Annotated in this window: 16 protein-coding genes and 2 tRNA genes; 11 read left to right on the top strand and 7 right to left on the bottom strand. The window is 67.4% G+C overall.

The features are described from left to right. Window positions 1–34 precede the first annotated feature (34 nt). The 3 genes from JJL56_RS17640 to JJL56_RS17630 all read right to left on the bottom strand — a co-directional run bounded on the left by JJL56_RS17640 (window position 35) and on the right by JJL56_RS17630 (window position 2,522). Window positions 35–1,426 carry a TolC family outer membrane protein gene (locus JJL56_RS17640; RefSeq protein ID WP_200485775.1) on the bottom strand — a complete coding sequence of 464 codons (1,392 nt, stop codon included), beginning with the start codon at window positions 1,424–1,426 and terminating at the stop codon, window positions 35–37. 2 nt (window positions 1,427–1,428) lie between these two features. Continuing rightward, window positions 1,429–1,755 (bottom strand): rhodanese-like domain-containing protein, encoded by a 327-nt coding sequence (locus JJL56_RS17635; protein ID WP_014240448.1) that lies wholly within the window; start codon window positions 1,753–1,755, stop codon window positions 1,429–1,431. Window positions 1,756–1,865: 110 nt separating this feature from the next. Then, window positions 1,866–2,522: a protein-L-isoaspartate O-methyltransferase family protein gene (locus tag JJL56_RS17630; RefSeq protein WP_145626663.1), complete on the bottom strand. Its 657-nt coding sequence runs from the start codon at window positions 2,520–2,522 to the stop codon at window positions 1,866–1,868. 217 nt (window positions 2,523–2,739) lie between these two features. On the opposite strand from JJL56_RS17630, the gene JJL56_RS17625 reads away from it, so the two are divergent. The 3 genes from JJL56_RS17625 (at window position 2,740) to JJL56_RS17615 (ending at window position 3,550) form a co-directional block, all read left to right on the top strand. Further along, window positions 2,740–2,813, top strand: a tRNA-Cys gene (locus tag JJL56_RS17625). A 220-nt stretch (window positions 2,814–3,033) separates the two neighbouring features. Then, window positions 3,034–3,109, top strand: a tRNA-Asn gene (locus JJL56_RS17620). A gap of 210 nt (window positions 3,110–3,319) precedes the next feature. Continuing rightward, entirely contained in the window at window positions 3,320–3,550 is a 231-nt protein-coding gene (locus tag JJL56_RS17615; protein WP_145626662.1) for a hypothetical protein, read from the top strand. A gap of 63 nt (window positions 3,551–3,613) precedes the next feature. Here the strand turns inward: JJL56_RS17615 and JJL56_RS17610 are convergent, their stop codons facing one another. Together JJL56_RS17610 and JJL56_RS17605 are read right to left on the bottom strand one after the other, a co-directional pair. Further along, the gene (locus JJL56_RS17610) at window positions 3,614–3,853 is read right to left on the bottom strand and encodes a hypothetical protein (protein WP_200485774.1); all 240 of its coding nucleotides are present in this window, start codon (window positions 3,851–3,853) and stop codon (window positions 3,614–3,616) included. Window positions 3,854–3,984: 131 nt separating this feature from the next. Beyond that, window positions 3,985–4,161, bottom strand: coding sequence for a hypothetical protein (locus JJL56_RS17605; RefSeq protein ID WP_200485773.1), 177 nt, complete (start codon window positions 4,159–4,161; stop codon window positions 3,985–3,987). A 190-nt stretch (window positions 4,162–4,351) separates the two neighbouring features. Between JJL56_RS17605 and JJL56_RS17600 the strand changes: the two genes are divergently transcribed. From JJL56_RS17600 to JJL56_RS17565, 8 genes are all read left to right on the top strand, one after another. Further along, on the top strand, window positions 4,352–5,374 hold the full coding sequence (locus JJL56_RS17600; protein ID WP_200485772.1) for a S1C family serine protease: 1,023 nt from the start codon (window positions 4,352–4,354) through the stop codon (window positions 5,372–5,374). 88 nt (window positions 5,375–5,462) lie between these two features. Beyond that, entirely contained in the window at window positions 5,463–6,071 is a 609-nt protein-coding gene (locus JJL56_RS17595) for an NUDIX domain-containing protein (protein WP_200485771.1), read from the top strand. Window positions 6,072–6,199: 128 nt separating this feature from the next. Further along, window positions 6,200–7,204: a cysteine synthase A gene (locus JJL56_RS17590; RefSeq protein WP_200485770.1), complete on the top strand. Its 1,005-nt coding sequence runs from the start codon at window positions 6,200–6,202 to the stop codon at window positions 7,202–7,204. Window positions 7,205–7,220: 16 nt separating this feature from the next. After that, window positions 7,221–7,928, top strand: a complete 708-nt coding sequence (locus tag JJL56_RS17585; RefSeq protein WP_145626657.1) for an alanyl-tRNA editing protein — start codon at window positions 7,221–7,223, stop codon at window positions 7,926–7,928. A gap of 15 nt (window positions 7,929–7,943) precedes the next feature. Next, entirely contained in the window at window positions 7,944–8,846 is a 903-nt protein-coding gene (gene sseA, locus JJL56_RS17580) for a 3-mercaptopyruvate sulfurtransferase (protein ID WP_145626656.1), read from the top strand. Beyond that, window positions 8,843–9,277, top strand: coding sequence for a GNAT family acetyltransferase (locus JJL56_RS17575; protein WP_200485769.1), 435 nt, complete (start codon window positions 8,843–8,845; stop codon window positions 9,275–9,277). Before sseA ends, JJL56_RS17575 begins: the two co-directional genes overlap by 4 nt. Further along, window positions 9,253–9,894 carry a GNAT family N-acetyltransferase gene (locus tag JJL56_RS17570; protein WP_145626654.1) on the top strand — a complete coding sequence of 214 codons (642 nt, stop codon included), beginning with the start codon at window positions 9,253–9,255 and terminating at the stop codon, window positions 9,892–9,894. The genes JJL56_RS17575 and JJL56_RS17570 overlap by 25 nt, the downstream gene beginning before the upstream one ends. Before the next feature lie 52 nt (window positions 9,895–9,946). After that, window positions 9,947–10,900 (top strand): EamA family transporter, encoded by a 954-nt coding sequence (locus JJL56_RS17565; protein WP_200485768.1) that lies wholly within the window; start codon window positions 9,947–9,949, stop codon window positions 10,898–10,900. Here the strand turns inward: JJL56_RS17565 and JJL56_RS17560 are convergent. Together JJL56_RS17560 and JJL56_RS17555 are read right to left on the bottom strand one after the other, a co-directional pair. After that, window positions 10,836–11,921 (bottom strand): pyridoxal phosphate-dependent aminotransferase, encoded by a 1,086-nt coding sequence (locus JJL56_RS17560; protein WP_200485767.1) that lies wholly within the window; start codon window positions 11,919–11,921, stop codon window positions 10,836–10,838. The two genes, JJL56_RS17565 and JJL56_RS17560, sit on opposite strands and share 65 nt — an antisense overlap. A 142-nt stretch (window positions 11,922–12,063) precedes the next feature. After that, window positions 12,064–12,840, bottom strand: coding sequence for an amino acid ABC transporter ATP-binding protein (locus JJL56_RS17555; protein WP_145626651.1), 777 nt, complete (start codon window positions 12,838–12,840; stop codon window positions 12,064–12,066). Between the last annotated feature and the right edge of the window lie 11 nt (window positions 12,841–12,851).

Genomic DNA, 12,851 nt, shown 5'->3' with positions numbered 1-12,851 from the left:
GAACGATCACCCAGGACGGGATGTTCAAGTGCGATCACTCCGGAACGCCGGTACCGATCCACTTGTTGCGCACCTGCTTGTAGTGCGTGTCGGCATCGTAATACTGGACCGGCAGGTTGAGCTGCCGCGCCGTCAACTGGCCGATCGCGCCGAGGACCGTGAAGGCCTGCACCATTTCGGTCCGCTGGGCGCGGACGAGGTTGACGCGGGCGTTGAGCAGTTCCTGCTCCTGGTTCAGCACGTCGAGGACGGTCCGCGAGCCGACCTGGGCTTCCTGCCGCACGCCTTCCAGCGCGATCTCGGCGGCCCGGATCTGGGAGTTGTAGGACTCGATGCTCGCCCGCGCGGCCTGCAGACCTTGCCATGCGCTGATCGCCGCCTCGACCGCCTGACGGCGCGTGTCGTCGATCTGCAGGCGGGCCTGATTCGCCGTGTGCTTCGCCTCGCGGGTCAGCGCTTCCGGCAGGCCGGCCTGGTAGAGCGGAATGGTGATCTGGGCGGTGAGTTGGGCGCCGTCCTGCCGCTTGATGTCGATGCCCGACGAGCGGCCCGCGTCGATGGTGCGGTTCGCCTGGGCCGACAGGTTGGCCGACGGGAGCAGGCGGCCGAACTGCTGGTCCACTGCCTCGCGCTGCGCCGCCTCCGTATAGGTGGCCGACAGCACCGACGGGTTGTTGGAGCGCGCCATCTCGACGACTTCGTCCAGCGTTCCCGGCAGCTTGAACTTCGGCTTCGGCGCCTTCAGCTTGCCCGGCATCGAGCCGACGACGCGCTCGTAGGTCGCTCGCGACGCCTGGAGCGTGCCTTCGGCGGAGATGCGGGCGGCGATGGAGGCGGCAAGACGCGATTCGGACTGGCTGACGTCGGTTCGGGTGTATTCGCCGACGCGGAAGCGGTCGCGGGCGGCGTCGAGCTGACGGCGCAGCACCTGCTCGTTGTTCGCCTGAAGTTCCAGAACCGCCTGGTTCTGCACGACGTCCAGATAGGCTGCCGCGGCGTTCAGCAGGATCTGCTGTTCGTTGGCGAGCACGGTGGCGCGCTGGGCTTCGACGGTGCGCTCGGCACGGCGGACGGCCGGACCTACGGTCGCGTCGTAGAGCGGCTGGGTGGCGGTGACGCCGACGCTCTTGGCGTTGTTCTCGGAACCGGTTTCGCCGCCCTGAAAGGTGCTGTTGGTGGCGTTTCGGGTGATGTCCGCCGTCGCCCGCACCGTCGGACGGTAGCCGGACAGGGCCTGCGGGACGCTTTCGTCCACGGCGCGCTGGCGGGCGCGCTGCGCGGCGAGCGCCGGGTTGTTGGAATAGGCCTGCGCTAGCGCGTCTTCGAGGGATTGGGCCGATGCGGTGTCGATGCCCCCGACGAAGGCAACCCCCAGCGTGAGGGCGGTCGCCATCAAATGGCGCGCGAAACGGCTTCGCACAGTCATGTTCAATAGACCTTCATGTTCGGGTCGATTCGGCGCGCCCAGGCATCCACCCCGCCATTCAGATTGGTGGCGCGGGAAAATCCCTGGGAACGCAACCACATGGTCACCTGCGCACTGCGCCCGCCGTGGTGGCAGACGACCACGATGTCGCGGTCCCGCGGCAACTCCCCGACGCGGGCGGGCAGCGCCCCCATCGGAATGTGGAGGCTGTCGGGAAGGGCGCAGATGGCCACCTCCCCCGGTTCCCGGACGTCGAGCACCAGCGGATCGCCACCCGATGTCCGGATGCGGTCCAGATCCTCGACGTCCATGTCAAACGGCGCCGGCATGCCTTGATTCTCCGCTGCGGGCCGCAGGACCGCGGCCGGTGAAAGGCAAGGTGACAGGCTGGGGGACAGGTCGAAAGGGGCCGAAGCCCCTGGGGTCAGTCTTTCTGAGATCAGAATACAAATTTCGGCTTGGCTTCGAAACCCGGCAACGGGTGCGGATGCGCCTCGAACAGCGTGCGGGCCGAGGTGACTCCGCCGCTGCGCTGAAACAGCTTCACTTCACCGACCCTGCGGTCGCCCAGAACGGCGGCGACCAGCCGCCCGCCCTCGGTCATTTGGGCCAGGATGCCCTCCGGCACCTCCGACACGAGGCCTTCGATGACGATCACGTCGTAGGGGGCCTGCTGGGGATAGCCTTCGGTCAGCGGAGCGGCGATGACGACGGCGTTGTCAACGCCGACCGCGCTCAGCGATTCCGTGGCCTGCCGGGCCAACTCGGCGTCGGACTCGATGCCGACGACGGTCGCCGCGAGGCGGGCCAGAACGGCGGTCGAATAGCCGGAGCCGCTGCCGATGTCGAGCACGACGTCGGTCTCATCGATGCCCACTTCCTGAAGCATGCGGGCGAAGACCATCGGCTCCATCAGATAGCGGCCATTGCCGATGGCGAGATCCTCGTCCACATAGGCGAAGCCGCGCGCCGCCTTCGGCACGAACTGTTCACGAGGAATGTCGAGCATGGCATCGACCAGACGCTGGTCGGTCACCTTGTTCGGTCGGATCTGCCCTTCGACCATGTTGAGACGGGCGGCGGCGTATTCGGACATGGCGGTCGCTTACAATCTGGTGGATGGAGCGCGGCGCCAAGCCGTGGTACGCGGCCTCGCTGCCTCGTCGCGTATATATCTTCAAAGTCTCACGAACACAACGCCGCACCGGATGATCGAAATACGCCACGAAGGCGCTTGACCACCCCTGTGAACAGCAGTATACGTCCGCTCCCACGCTGCGGCGCTCCCGCTAGGGGGTGCCGGACGCAAGGATGGCGCGGTGGCAGAGTGGTGATGCAGCGGACTGCAAATCCGTGTACGTGGGTTCGATTCCCGCCCGTGCCTCCATCCTTGATACGGCTGAGACATCAGAAAAATCAAAGCGTTCGATGAGCATCGCGCCTCTACAGGCCGGTGCTTTTTCGCGTTTTCGCGTCGCGTCGGCGCCGCCATCCGCCCTGCCCCAGCCGTCGATTTTTTGCCATCAAAAGACTTGGCAAGCGTCAGAGGGTCCGCTATATAGCCGCCCACGCCGGACGTTGCGCCTCGCAAAGGCCGGTCAGACTGATCCCGGTTAGCTCAGTCGGTAGAGCAGCGGACTGTTAATCCGCGTGTCGCTGGTTCGAGTCCAGCACCGGGAGCCACTTCGATGAAAAGGCCGAGTCCTCGCGGGCTCGGCCTTTTCTCATAGCGGTCATTCGTAGTATCCTTTCACCGCCACCGCTTCCGGCATCATCCGAAGGAACGAGCGTTCCGACCGAAGGCTTGATGCCGCCGCAGCACTTCCGGCGTTACAATTCCACGGTACACCCATCCGAGTCGGGATTGCGCCTGTTCAGCGGTGGAGGCGACCCATGTCCATTCTCCCCCTCAGTTTTCGACCCTTCACGCCCAAGGGTGTGCCCCCTCGGCCCGATGGCCGGCAGGAAGACGGTGGCTGGGTCGCCGCGGTGGCGATCGTCGCCCTGGCCATGGTGGTGGCCATCGCCCTGCTGGGCGTCGATTGGCACCGGATGCTGGTCCGCGGCGAGGCCGTGCTGCCGGAAAACCAGCGGTCCATGGTGGTCACACCGATGCCCCGCTAAAATGCCCGGCTGAATCGGATGCCTGATGGCCCGATGACCGGGCGGGCCATCCACTGCGGATGTCTATCGAGATTGTGGGTCTTCGTAGATCAGGCGGTTGTCCGCGGCCTCGCCGGCAGGGTCGCCAATGTCGCGTTTCCATTCGCCGCACCAGTCGGTGGACAGGGTGATCGGAAAGCGCCCTTCCGTGTCGCGCGGGGTCACCTGCGGCGGAAAGCGGCGGCACAGTCCCTTCGGTCCCCTCTGGCGGATGCCCTGCCCTTCCCAGAACAGGCAAGTGTAGCAATTGTCGATTCGCTTCATCGTGGGGACGCGCTCCTTCCTTCAACGACGGCGCCCCGGAACGGCAATCCGGTCCGGGAGCGGCGGCAGTGTCGGCCAGCCGCCCCCTCCGCGTCGATGAAGAAATGCGCGCCGGTGTCGGCGGCGGTGCGTCACTCGTGCCGCGGCTTGCCTTTGCGCATGTCGTCGGAGTGCTGGGCGTAGAAGGCCTTGATCTCCGCATCCAGTTCGAGCTTCCGGCGCTCGCCGGACGAACCGGCGGGCTCGTCGGCGAGACGCTGGAACTCCGCCACCGCCTGTTCGAGTTCATGTTCGCTGTTGATGGGCATCCTCGCCGTCCTTCGTGGTGTCGTTGACGCGGGTAACGTTTGTCGGCGGGTGGAGGTTTCACGCATCGGACAGGTGCGCCTCCGTCAAATCGGAGAACCCCTTGATGCAAGCGCCCTGACGCTCATGTTTAATTCGGGGATCGAGCAATCCGGCGTCCCGCCCGACTCGACTCCGGCAAGGGAGGGAAGCATGACGGGTCGCTGGCGCCGCATCTCCTGGACGTTGACCCTCTCAACGACCTGCCTTGCAGCCTTCCTTTCCGTGATCGTTCCCGCCCACGCCGCGCGGGCGGACCAGCTCGACGCGGCGAAGCTGGCGGGTGCCCTGGTCCGCATCTCCGCCACCATTCTGCCCGACAGCCAGAGCGCCCGCTCGCTCGGCACGGAGCGCGAGGGAACCGGCGTCGTCATCGACGGGTCCGGACTGATCCTCACCATCGGCTACACGATTCTGGAGGCGTCCCAGCTTCAGGTCACCACCGGCGAGGGGCGCGGCTATCCCGCGGAATTCGTGGCGTACGATCAGGCCAGCGGATTCGGGCTGCTGCGCGCCGGCATGGGCTTCAGCGCCGCCCCCGTCCGGCTTGGCGACTCCGACGCGATCAAGGAGGGGGAGCGCGCCATGGTGCTCACCCGGCAGGGGTCCACCGGGGTGCAGCCGGTGCTGATCGCCGCGAAACGCGAGTTCGCCGGCTATTGGGAGTATCTGCTGGACGAGGCGATCTTCACCACGCCGCCGATCATGGGCTTCAACGGCGCCGCCCTGATCGACCGTAAGGGCGAGCTGGTCGGGATCGGCTCGCTGATCGTGCGTGACGCGGTGCCGGCCCATGGCGGGATTCCCGGCAACATGTTCGTTCCGGTCTCCGCACTGAAGCCGATCCTGGCCGACCTGCTGGCGTTCGGGCGACGACAGGAGCCGGCGCGGCCGTGGCTGGGCGTCACGCTGCGCGAGGAGCAGGGCCGCCTGATGGTCGAGCGGGTCACCCCGCAGAGCCCCGCGGCGACCGTGGGAATCCGACCGGGCGACATGATCGTCGGGGTCGCCGGCCAGCGGCCGAAGGGATTGGCGGACTTCTACCGCAAGGTCTGGGATCTCGGTCCCGCCGGCGTCACCGTGCCGCTGGAACTGCTGCGCGGCCCCAAGCTGGAACCGGTCGCCGTCCCGTCCGCCGACCGCTACAGCACGCTGAAACTGAACCCGACCTTCTGAGGGAAAATCCCCGGTCGCCTCGCTCCGGACGGGCGGATGCGCTACATCCTTGGACCGTGAACGCATCGCAAGCCAAGGAGTCCCGCCCGTGGATCATCCGGACATCGAGGTCCAAGAGAAGAAGAGGGCCTACAACGGCTATCTCAAGGTCGACGTCTACCGCCTGCGCCACAAGAAGTTCGACGGTTCCTGGACCGGCGTCCTGCCGCCGCGGGAGGTTTGCGTGCGCGGCGAAGCCGTTGGCGTGCTGCTCTACGATGCGGAGCGGGACAGCGTGGTGCTGATCGAACAGTTCCGGGTCGGCTCGGCTTCGGCCAGCGGGCGGGGGTGGCTCACGGAAATCGTCGCCGGCCTTCTGGACGAAGGCGAGACGCCGGAACAGGTGGCGCGGCGCGAGGCCATGGAGGAGGCCGGCTGCACCGTCCAGGACATCGAGATGATCTGCGACTACTACCCCAGCCCGGGCGCCTACGACGAGCATGTCACCGTCTTTTGCGGGCGGGTGGACAGCCGGGGCCTCGCCGCGACGGGTGGCTGCGCGGACGAGCACGAGGACATCCGCATCATGGTCGTCCCGGCGGACGAGGCGATCCGGCTGCTCGACGAGAACCGGCTGAACAACTCAATCGCCATCATCGCGCTCGGCTGGTTCGCGCGGAACCGCGACCGGCTGCGCGCCAAATGGGATGGAAAATAGAGGGGATCGGAAACCGGAAAGAACGAAGAAACTTCGTTCAATACTGCATTTCACAAGCCGACCTTGAATTCCCTGGTGCGCAATCCGATAGTGTTGCCCGGCTCATCATTCGATTCGGGAGACAGTCCGTGGACATCCGCACCGGCTTCATCGGCTCCATCGGCAACACGCCGCTGATTCGGCTGGAAGGGCCGTCGAAGGCCACGGGATGCGAGATCCTGGGCAAGGCGGAGTTCCTCAACCCCGGCGGGTCGGTGAAGGACCGCGCGGCCCTCGCCATCGTCCGCGACGCCGAGCGCCGGGGCCTGCTGCGCCCCGGCGGCACCATCGTGGAGGGCACGGCGGGCAACACGGGCATCGGGCTGGCGCTGGTCGGCAACGCGCTCGGCTACCGCACCGTGATCGTGATGCCGGAGACGCAGAGTCAGGAGAAGAAGGACATGCTGCGTCTGGTCGGCGCGGACCTTCGTCTGGTGCCGGCGGTGCCCTACTCCAACCCCGACAACTACGTCCGTTACTCGGGCCGTCTGGCCGAGGAACTGGCGAAGACCGAGCCGAACGGCGCCGTCTGGGCCAACCAGTTCGACAATGTGGCGAACCGCGAAGGCCATCGCCTGACCACCGGTCCGGAAATCTGGACCCAGACCGAGGGGCGGATCGACGCCTTCACCTGCGCGGTGGGCAGCGGCGGCACGCTGGCCGGCGTCGGGCTGGCTCTGAAGGAGCGCAACCCGGACGTCCGCATCGTTCTGGCCGACCCGATGGGTGCCTCCCTCTACCATCACTACGCCCATGGGACGCTGAAGGCCGAGGGCAGTTCGATCACCGAAGGCATCGGTCAGGGCCGCATCACCGCCAACCTGGAGGGCGCTCCGGTCGATCAGGCGCTGCAGATTACCGACGAGGAGGCCCTGCCGATCATCTTCGACCTGATCAAGTCGCAGGGTCTCGTTCTGGGCGGTTCCAGCGGAATCAACGTGGCGGCGGCCATCCGCATCGCCAGGGAGATGGGGCCGGGCCACACCATCGTGACGATTCTCTGCGACGGCGGGCAGCGCTACCAATCGAAGCTCTTCAATCCGGCCTTCCTGCGTGAGAAGAATTTGCCTGTGCCCGATTGGCTGGATTCGTAAACGCACCCGAGGTTCCATGGAGCTGATCTTCCGCGAGGACGCCTACGCCACCTCCTGCGCCGCCACCGTGACCGTCGCGGACGAGCGGGGCATCCGATTGGACCGGACGGTCTTCTACCCCAACGGCGGCGGCCAGCCCGGCGACACCGGGCTGCTGCGCGTCGCCGGCGCCACGCTGCGCATCGTGGACACGGTGAAGGGCGACGGGCCGGACGACGTCATCCACGTGCCCGAGCCCGGCGCGGCCCTGCCCGCCCCCGGCACCCCGGTGGAGGCGGAGATCGATTGGGACCGCCGGCATCGCCACATGCGGATGCACACGGCGCTGCATCTCGTCTGCGCGGTGCTTCCCGGCGCCTCGATCACCGGCGCCCAGGTCGGGGCGGAGCGCAGCCGGGTCGATTTCAACGTGCCGACCGAAGGGCTCGACAAGGAGGCCATCGCGGCGGCCCTGAATCGGCTGGTCGCCGCGGACACGCCGGTCGGCTCTCTGTGGATCACCGACGCGGAGCTGGACGCCAACCCCGACCTGATCCGCACCCTGACGGTCAAGCCGCCACGCGGCTACGGCCGCGTCCGGCTGGTGGACATCGCCGGGGTGGACCGTCAGCCCTGCGGCGGCACCCATGTGAAGCGGCTGGGCGAGATCGGCGGGCTCGACGTCGTGAAGATCGAGAACAAGGGCAAGCAGAACCGGCGCGTGATCGTCGCGCTGCGTGATTGAACGGGGAGATATTTCATGACCGAGTCGCACACCACGCTCACCCTCCCCGGCCCGATCGTTCCGACGGGCTGGTTGGCGGAACGGCTGCACCAGCCGGGCCTGCGCGTCCTCGACGCTTCCTGGTTCATGCCCGGCTCCGACCGCGACCCGCGCGCCGAGTTCCTGGAGCGGCACATTCCCGGCGCCGTGCGCGTCGACATCGACGAGGTGGCGCAGCCGAACACCCACCCCCTGCCGCACATGGTGCCGGACGAGGCGACCTTCGCCGCCAAGGTCGGGGCGCTCGGCGTCGGCAGCGGCGACACGGTGATCGTCTATGACAGCGCCGGCATGGCCACCGCCGCCGCGCGTGTCTGGTGGATGTTCCGCCTGTTCGGGCATGGCCGCGTCGCCGTCCTGGACGGAGGCCTGCCGAAATGGATCGCGGAGGGCCGGCCTCTGGAATCCGGTCCGGCCGATCCGGCGCCGGCGGAGTTCACGGCAGCGCTGCGGCCCGGTCTGCTGCGCCGGGCCGACGATGTCCTCGCCAACATCGACTCGCGGGCGGATCAGGTGGTGGACGCCCGTGGCGCCAACCGCTACGAGGGCGCCATCGTCGAGCCCTGGCCGGGCCGCCGCAGCGGGCGCATTCCCGGCAGCCTGAACCTGCCCTACACGGAGCTGATCGACGCGGAGAGCAAGACCCTGCTGCCGCCCGAGTCCATCGCGGAACGGGCGAAGGGCGCCGGACTCGATCTGGAGCGTCCCATCGTCGCTTCCTGCGGCAGCGGCGTGACCGCCTGCGTGCTGGCGCTCGGGCTGGCCGCGGCCGGCAAGGAGGACGTGGCCGTTTATGACGGGTCCTGGGCGGAATGGGGGCTGCGCAGCGATCTGCCGCTGGAGACTGGACCCCAGAAAACCGAACCGGTGACTCGGTGAGCGACGCGCTGAGCATCCGTCATTACGAGGCGGCGGACCGCGACGACGTGGTGGCTCTGTGGACCGCCTGCAACCTCGTCGTGCCGTGGAACGACCCGGTGGCCGACATCGCGCTCGCCGTGTCGAAGCCGAACGCCACGATCCTGATCGGCCGCGCGGCAGAGCGGACCGTGGCCTCCGTCATGGTCGGTCATGACGGGCACCGCGGCTGGTTCTACTATCTGGCGGTCGATCCCGCCTGCCGCGGGCATGGCCATGGCCGTGCGATGGTCCGGGCGGCGGAGGGCTGGCTGGTGGAGGCCGGCATGCCCAAGGCGCAACTCATGGTGCGCGCGACGAACCACGCCGTGGTGGCGTTCTATGAGCGGCTGGGCTATGCCACCGGTCCCGTTACCGTGATGCAGAAATGGCTGAAGACCGATTCTCCCTGACTCCGCCTCCCCGGACGTCCCTGTCGCCCTCCCGGATCGCGGCGCCGGTGCCGCTCGGCTGCTTGTCCGTCATCGTCACCTATCTGGAGATGACGGCCCCGCCGGCCCACGCGCCCCTGCCCCGGCCGGTGGGTGACGTGGCGCTGGTGCGGGCCAACCCGCCGACCGCCTCCTACTACCGCTATCTCTACGACACCGTGGGCGAGCCCTGGCTGTGGCACGAGCGGCGGCGCATGCCGATGCCGGAGTTGGGGCGCGTCGTCACCGATCCGCGGGTCGAGATCTGGGTTCTTTATGTCAACGGCACGCCCGCCGGCTACGCCGAGATCGACCGGCGGGAGGACGACACCGACCTGGCCTACTTTGGGCTGATCCCGGATTTCATCGGCCTGAAACTCGGCCCCTGGCTGCTCGACACGGCGATCCGGCTGGCCTGGCAGGGCGGGACGGCGCGCCTTCTCGTCAACACCTGCACCTTCGACCATCCGAAGGCGCTGCCGCTCTATCAGTCCATGGGGTTCGTGCCCTACCGCCATGTGACCCGCGAAATCCGCGATCCCCGTCTCCTCGGCTGGCTGCCGCGGACCTCGGCCCCACACATTCCGATCAACGAGTGACCCCCCGCCCGGGTCCGCTCCACGCCGCTCCGAACGCCGGGACACCGACGCCATGATGAAGGGCATTCTGTTCGCGTTCCTGGCTTTCGCCTTCTTCGCCTGGGGCGATGCGCTGGTGAAGGCGATCGGGCATGGGCTGGACCCCTTCGAGGTCACTTTCTTCGCCTACATCCTGCCGCTGCTGCTCTCTCCCGTCTTCATGACCAAGGGCGACCGGGTCGGCGACCTGCTGCGCTGGAACCGGCCCCGGCTGATGACGGTGCGGCTGATCTTCGTGGCGGCCTCCACCCCGCTCAGCGTCATGTCGTTCCGAAGCCTTCCCTTCGCGGAAGCCTTCGCGATGATCTTCCTGATGCCCAGCCTGGTGACGCTGCTGTCGATTTTCGCGCTGAAGGAGCCGGTGCGCTGGCGTCGGCGGCTGGCCATCGGGGCGGCTTTCATCGGCGTGCTGATCGTCGCTCGCCCCGGCTTCCGCGAACTGCTGCCCGGCCATTTCGCGGCGCTCGGCTGCGCCTTCAGCTCGGCCGTCGTGGTCATCACCGGGCGGATGATCGGGCATTCCGAGAAGCGCTTCACCCTGATCGGGACGGTGTTCCTGTCGACCGCCGTCGCGTCCGGCCTGCTGATGATCCCCGGCTTCGAGTGGCCGACGCGGGAGCAATGGATTCTGACGGTGGGATTCGCCACCACGACCTTCGCCGCCCAGGCCCTGTTCACCCTGGCCGCCGCCTTCGCCCCGGCGGATCGGGTGGGGGCGGCCCAGTACAGCCAGATCCTGTGGGCGCTGGTCATCGGGGCGGTCTTCTTCGACGAGTGGCCTGACCTGCTGTCGCTGGTCGGCATCGTCATCGTGGTCGGTTCCGGGCTGTTCATCTTCGCCCGCGAGCACACCCGCCATCCGGACCCGATGCCAGATCCAATTCCCGGAGAGGAGCCGGATTTCAGCTCAGAATCTCTCCCAGAGCCGCGACCAGAGCCCGGTTTTCGTCCTCCCGCCCGACCGTGATGCGCAGGCAATCGGCCAGCCCGTAGTCCTGGGTGGGCTTCACCAGGATGCCGCGGCGCGCCAGATGGTCCAGCACCGCCTGGACGCCGAGCGACGGGTCGGTCGGGATGCGTGCCAGGATGAAGTTGCAGACGCTGGGATAGACGCGCACGCCGAGCTGTTCCAGCTCGTGGCTCAGCCAGGGCAGCCACGCGCTGTTGTGGGCGAAGGTCGCCTCCTCATGCTCGATGTCGGCGATGGCGGCCTCCGCCGCGGCCTGCGCGGCGATCCCGACGTTGAAGGGGCCGCGCGTCTGGTTGACTGCCTCGATCACCCCCGCCGGGCCATAGGCCCAGCCGACGCGCAGCCCGGCCAGCCCATGCAGCTTGGAGAAGGTGCGTACCATCAGGACGTTGTCGGAAGACTCGACGATCTCCGTCCCGTTGCTGTAGTTGTCGCGGCGGCAATAGTCGGCGTAAGCCGAGTCCAGAACAAGCAGCGTGTGCGACGGCAGGCCGGCGCGCAGCCGCAGGACCATTTCCGAAGGGATGTAGGTGCCGGTCGGGTTGTTCGGGTTGGCGAGGAAGCAGAGCTTCGTCTTCTCGTTCGCCCGGTCGATCATCGCCTCGACATCGACGACCAGATCGCGTTCCGCGGCGATCACCGGAGTCGCCCCGGCGGCGCGGATCGCCTTCATGAAGCCGCGGTAGCCGTGCTCGTGGCACAGCACCTCGTCCCCCGGCCCGGCGAAGGCCTGGGTGACGAGGTGGATCATCTCGTCGGAGCCGTTGGCGCAGGTGATGTGGCCGGCGTCCAGATCGTAGCGCCGGGCGATGGCGTGGCGCAGGCGGTCCTGCGACCAGTCGGGATAACGGTGGATTTGCGCCGCCACATGGCGGTAGGCGGTGAGCGCCTTCTTGCCGGGTCCCAGCGGATTGACCGTCAGCGACAGATCGACCCAGGCGGCCCCGTCCTCCGGTGGTCGGGCGGGACGGTAGGGCTTGATCTGGCCAATTCCGGGACGGGGACTCAGCAGCTCCATCAGGCAGGCTCCGTTGTGCATAGCGGCAAACAGCACGAACGGACTGCATTCAACCCGAAACCGGCACAACCCGCCAGCGTTCGTTGCGGGTTGCGCTGGTTTACCGCGCCGGAACAAGCCATTCCGGCGCGGTCGGCGGGTATCAGTGGTTCAGGATCTGGCTGAGGAACAGCTTCGTCCGCTCCGACTGCGGGCTGTTGAAGAACTCGTTGGGCGTGTTCTGCTCGACGATCTCGCCGCGGTCCATGAAGATGACGCGGTCGGCGACCGACTTGGCGAAGCCCATCTCGTGCGTCACGCAGAGCATGGTCATGCCGTCCTCGGCCAGACCGATCATGACGTCCAGCACCTCCTTCACCATCTCGGGGTCCAGCGCGGAGGTCGGCTCGTCGAACAGCATGACCTTCGGGCTCATGCACAGCGACCGCGCGATGGCGACGCGCTGCTGCTGCCCGCCGGAGAGCTGGCCGGGGTACTTGAGCGCCTGCTCCGCGATGCGCACCCGCTTCAGGTAGCGCATCGCCATCTCCTCCGCCTCCGCCTTCGGCTTCTTGCGGACCCAGATCGGGGCAAGCGTGCAGTTCTCCAGCACGGTCAGGTGCGGGAACAGGTTGAAGTGCTGGAACACCATGCCGACTTCGCGGCGGACCAGCTCGATGTTCTTCAAGTTGCCGGTCAGCTCGATGCCATCGACGATGATGGAACCCTTCTGGTGCTCCTCAAGCCGGTTCAGGCAGCGGATCATGGTCGACTTGCCGGAGCCGGAGGGGCCGCAGATCACGATCCGCTCCCCCTTGGCGACCGACAGGTCGATGTTCTTCAGGACGTGGAACTCGCCGTACCACTTGTGCACGCCCTGGCACTGGATGATCGGCTCCCCCTGGGGGAAGGTGCGCGCGGCGCCGGCGGTTTGGGCCATGGTCATCTCTT

The sequence above is a fragment of the Azospirillum aestuarii genome, from assembly GCF_016632405.1.
Lineage (GTDB): Bacteria > Pseudomonadota > Alphaproteobacteria > Azospirillales > Azospirillaceae > Azospirillum > Azospirillum aestuarii.
The sequence above is the reverse complement of the archived record's forward strand: the minus strand, read 5'-3'. Positions and strand labels throughout refer to the sequence as shown.

Excerpts from the sequence above, each read along its gene's own strand:
- JJL56_RS17640 (WP_200485775.1), bottom strand. The coding sequence starts at position 1,426 with ATGACTGTGCGAAGCCGTTTCGCGCGCCATTTGATGGCGACCGCCCTC.
- JJL56_RS17635 (WP_014240448.1), bottom strand. The coding sequence starts at position 1,755 with ATGCCGGCGCCGTTTGACATGGACGTCGAGGATCTGGACCGCATCCGG.
- JJL56_RS17630 (WP_145626663.1), bottom strand. The coding sequence starts at position 2,522 with ATGTCCGAATACGCCGCCGCCCGTCTCAACATGGTCGAAGGGCAGATC.
- JJL56_RS17615 (WP_145626662.1), top strand. The coding sequence starts at position 3,320 with ATGTCCATTCTCCCCCTCAGTTTTCGACCCTTCACGCCCAAGGGTGTG.
- JJL56_RS17610 (WP_200485774.1), bottom strand. The coding sequence starts at position 3,853 with ATGAAGCGAATCGACAATTGCTACACTTGCCTGTTCTGGGAAGGGCAG.
- JJL56_RS17605 (WP_200485773.1), bottom strand. The coding sequence starts at position 4,161 with ATGCCCATCAACAGCGAACATGAACTCGAACAGGCGGTGGCGGAGTTC.
- JJL56_RS17600 (WP_200485772.1), top strand. The coding sequence starts at position 4,352 with ATGACGGGTCGCTGGCGCCGCATCTCCTGGACGTTGACCCTCTCAACG.
- JJL56_RS17585 (WP_145626657.1), top strand. The coding sequence starts at position 7,221 with ATGGAGCTGATCTTCCGCGAGGACGCCTACGCCACCTCCTGCGCCGCC.
- sseA (WP_145626656.1), top strand. The coding sequence starts at position 7,944 with ATGACCGAGTCGCACACCACGCTCACCCTCCCCGGCCCGATCGTTCCG.
- JJL56_RS17570 (WP_145626654.1), top strand. The coding sequence starts at position 9,253 with ATGGCTGAAGACCGATTCTCCCTGACTCCGCCTCCCCGGACGTCCCTG.
- JJL56_RS17565 (WP_200485768.1), top strand. The coding sequence starts at position 9,947 with ATGATGAAGGGCATTCTGTTCGCGTTCCTGGCTTTCGCCTTCTTCGCC.
- JJL56_RS17560 (WP_200485767.1), bottom strand. The coding sequence starts at position 11,921 with ATGGAGCTGCTGAGTCCCCGTCCCGGAATTGGCCAGATCAAGCCCTAC.
- JJL56_RS17555 (WP_145626651.1), bottom strand. The coding sequence starts at position 12,840 with ATGGCCCAAACCGCCGGCGCCGCGCGCACCTTCCCCCAGGGGGAGCCG.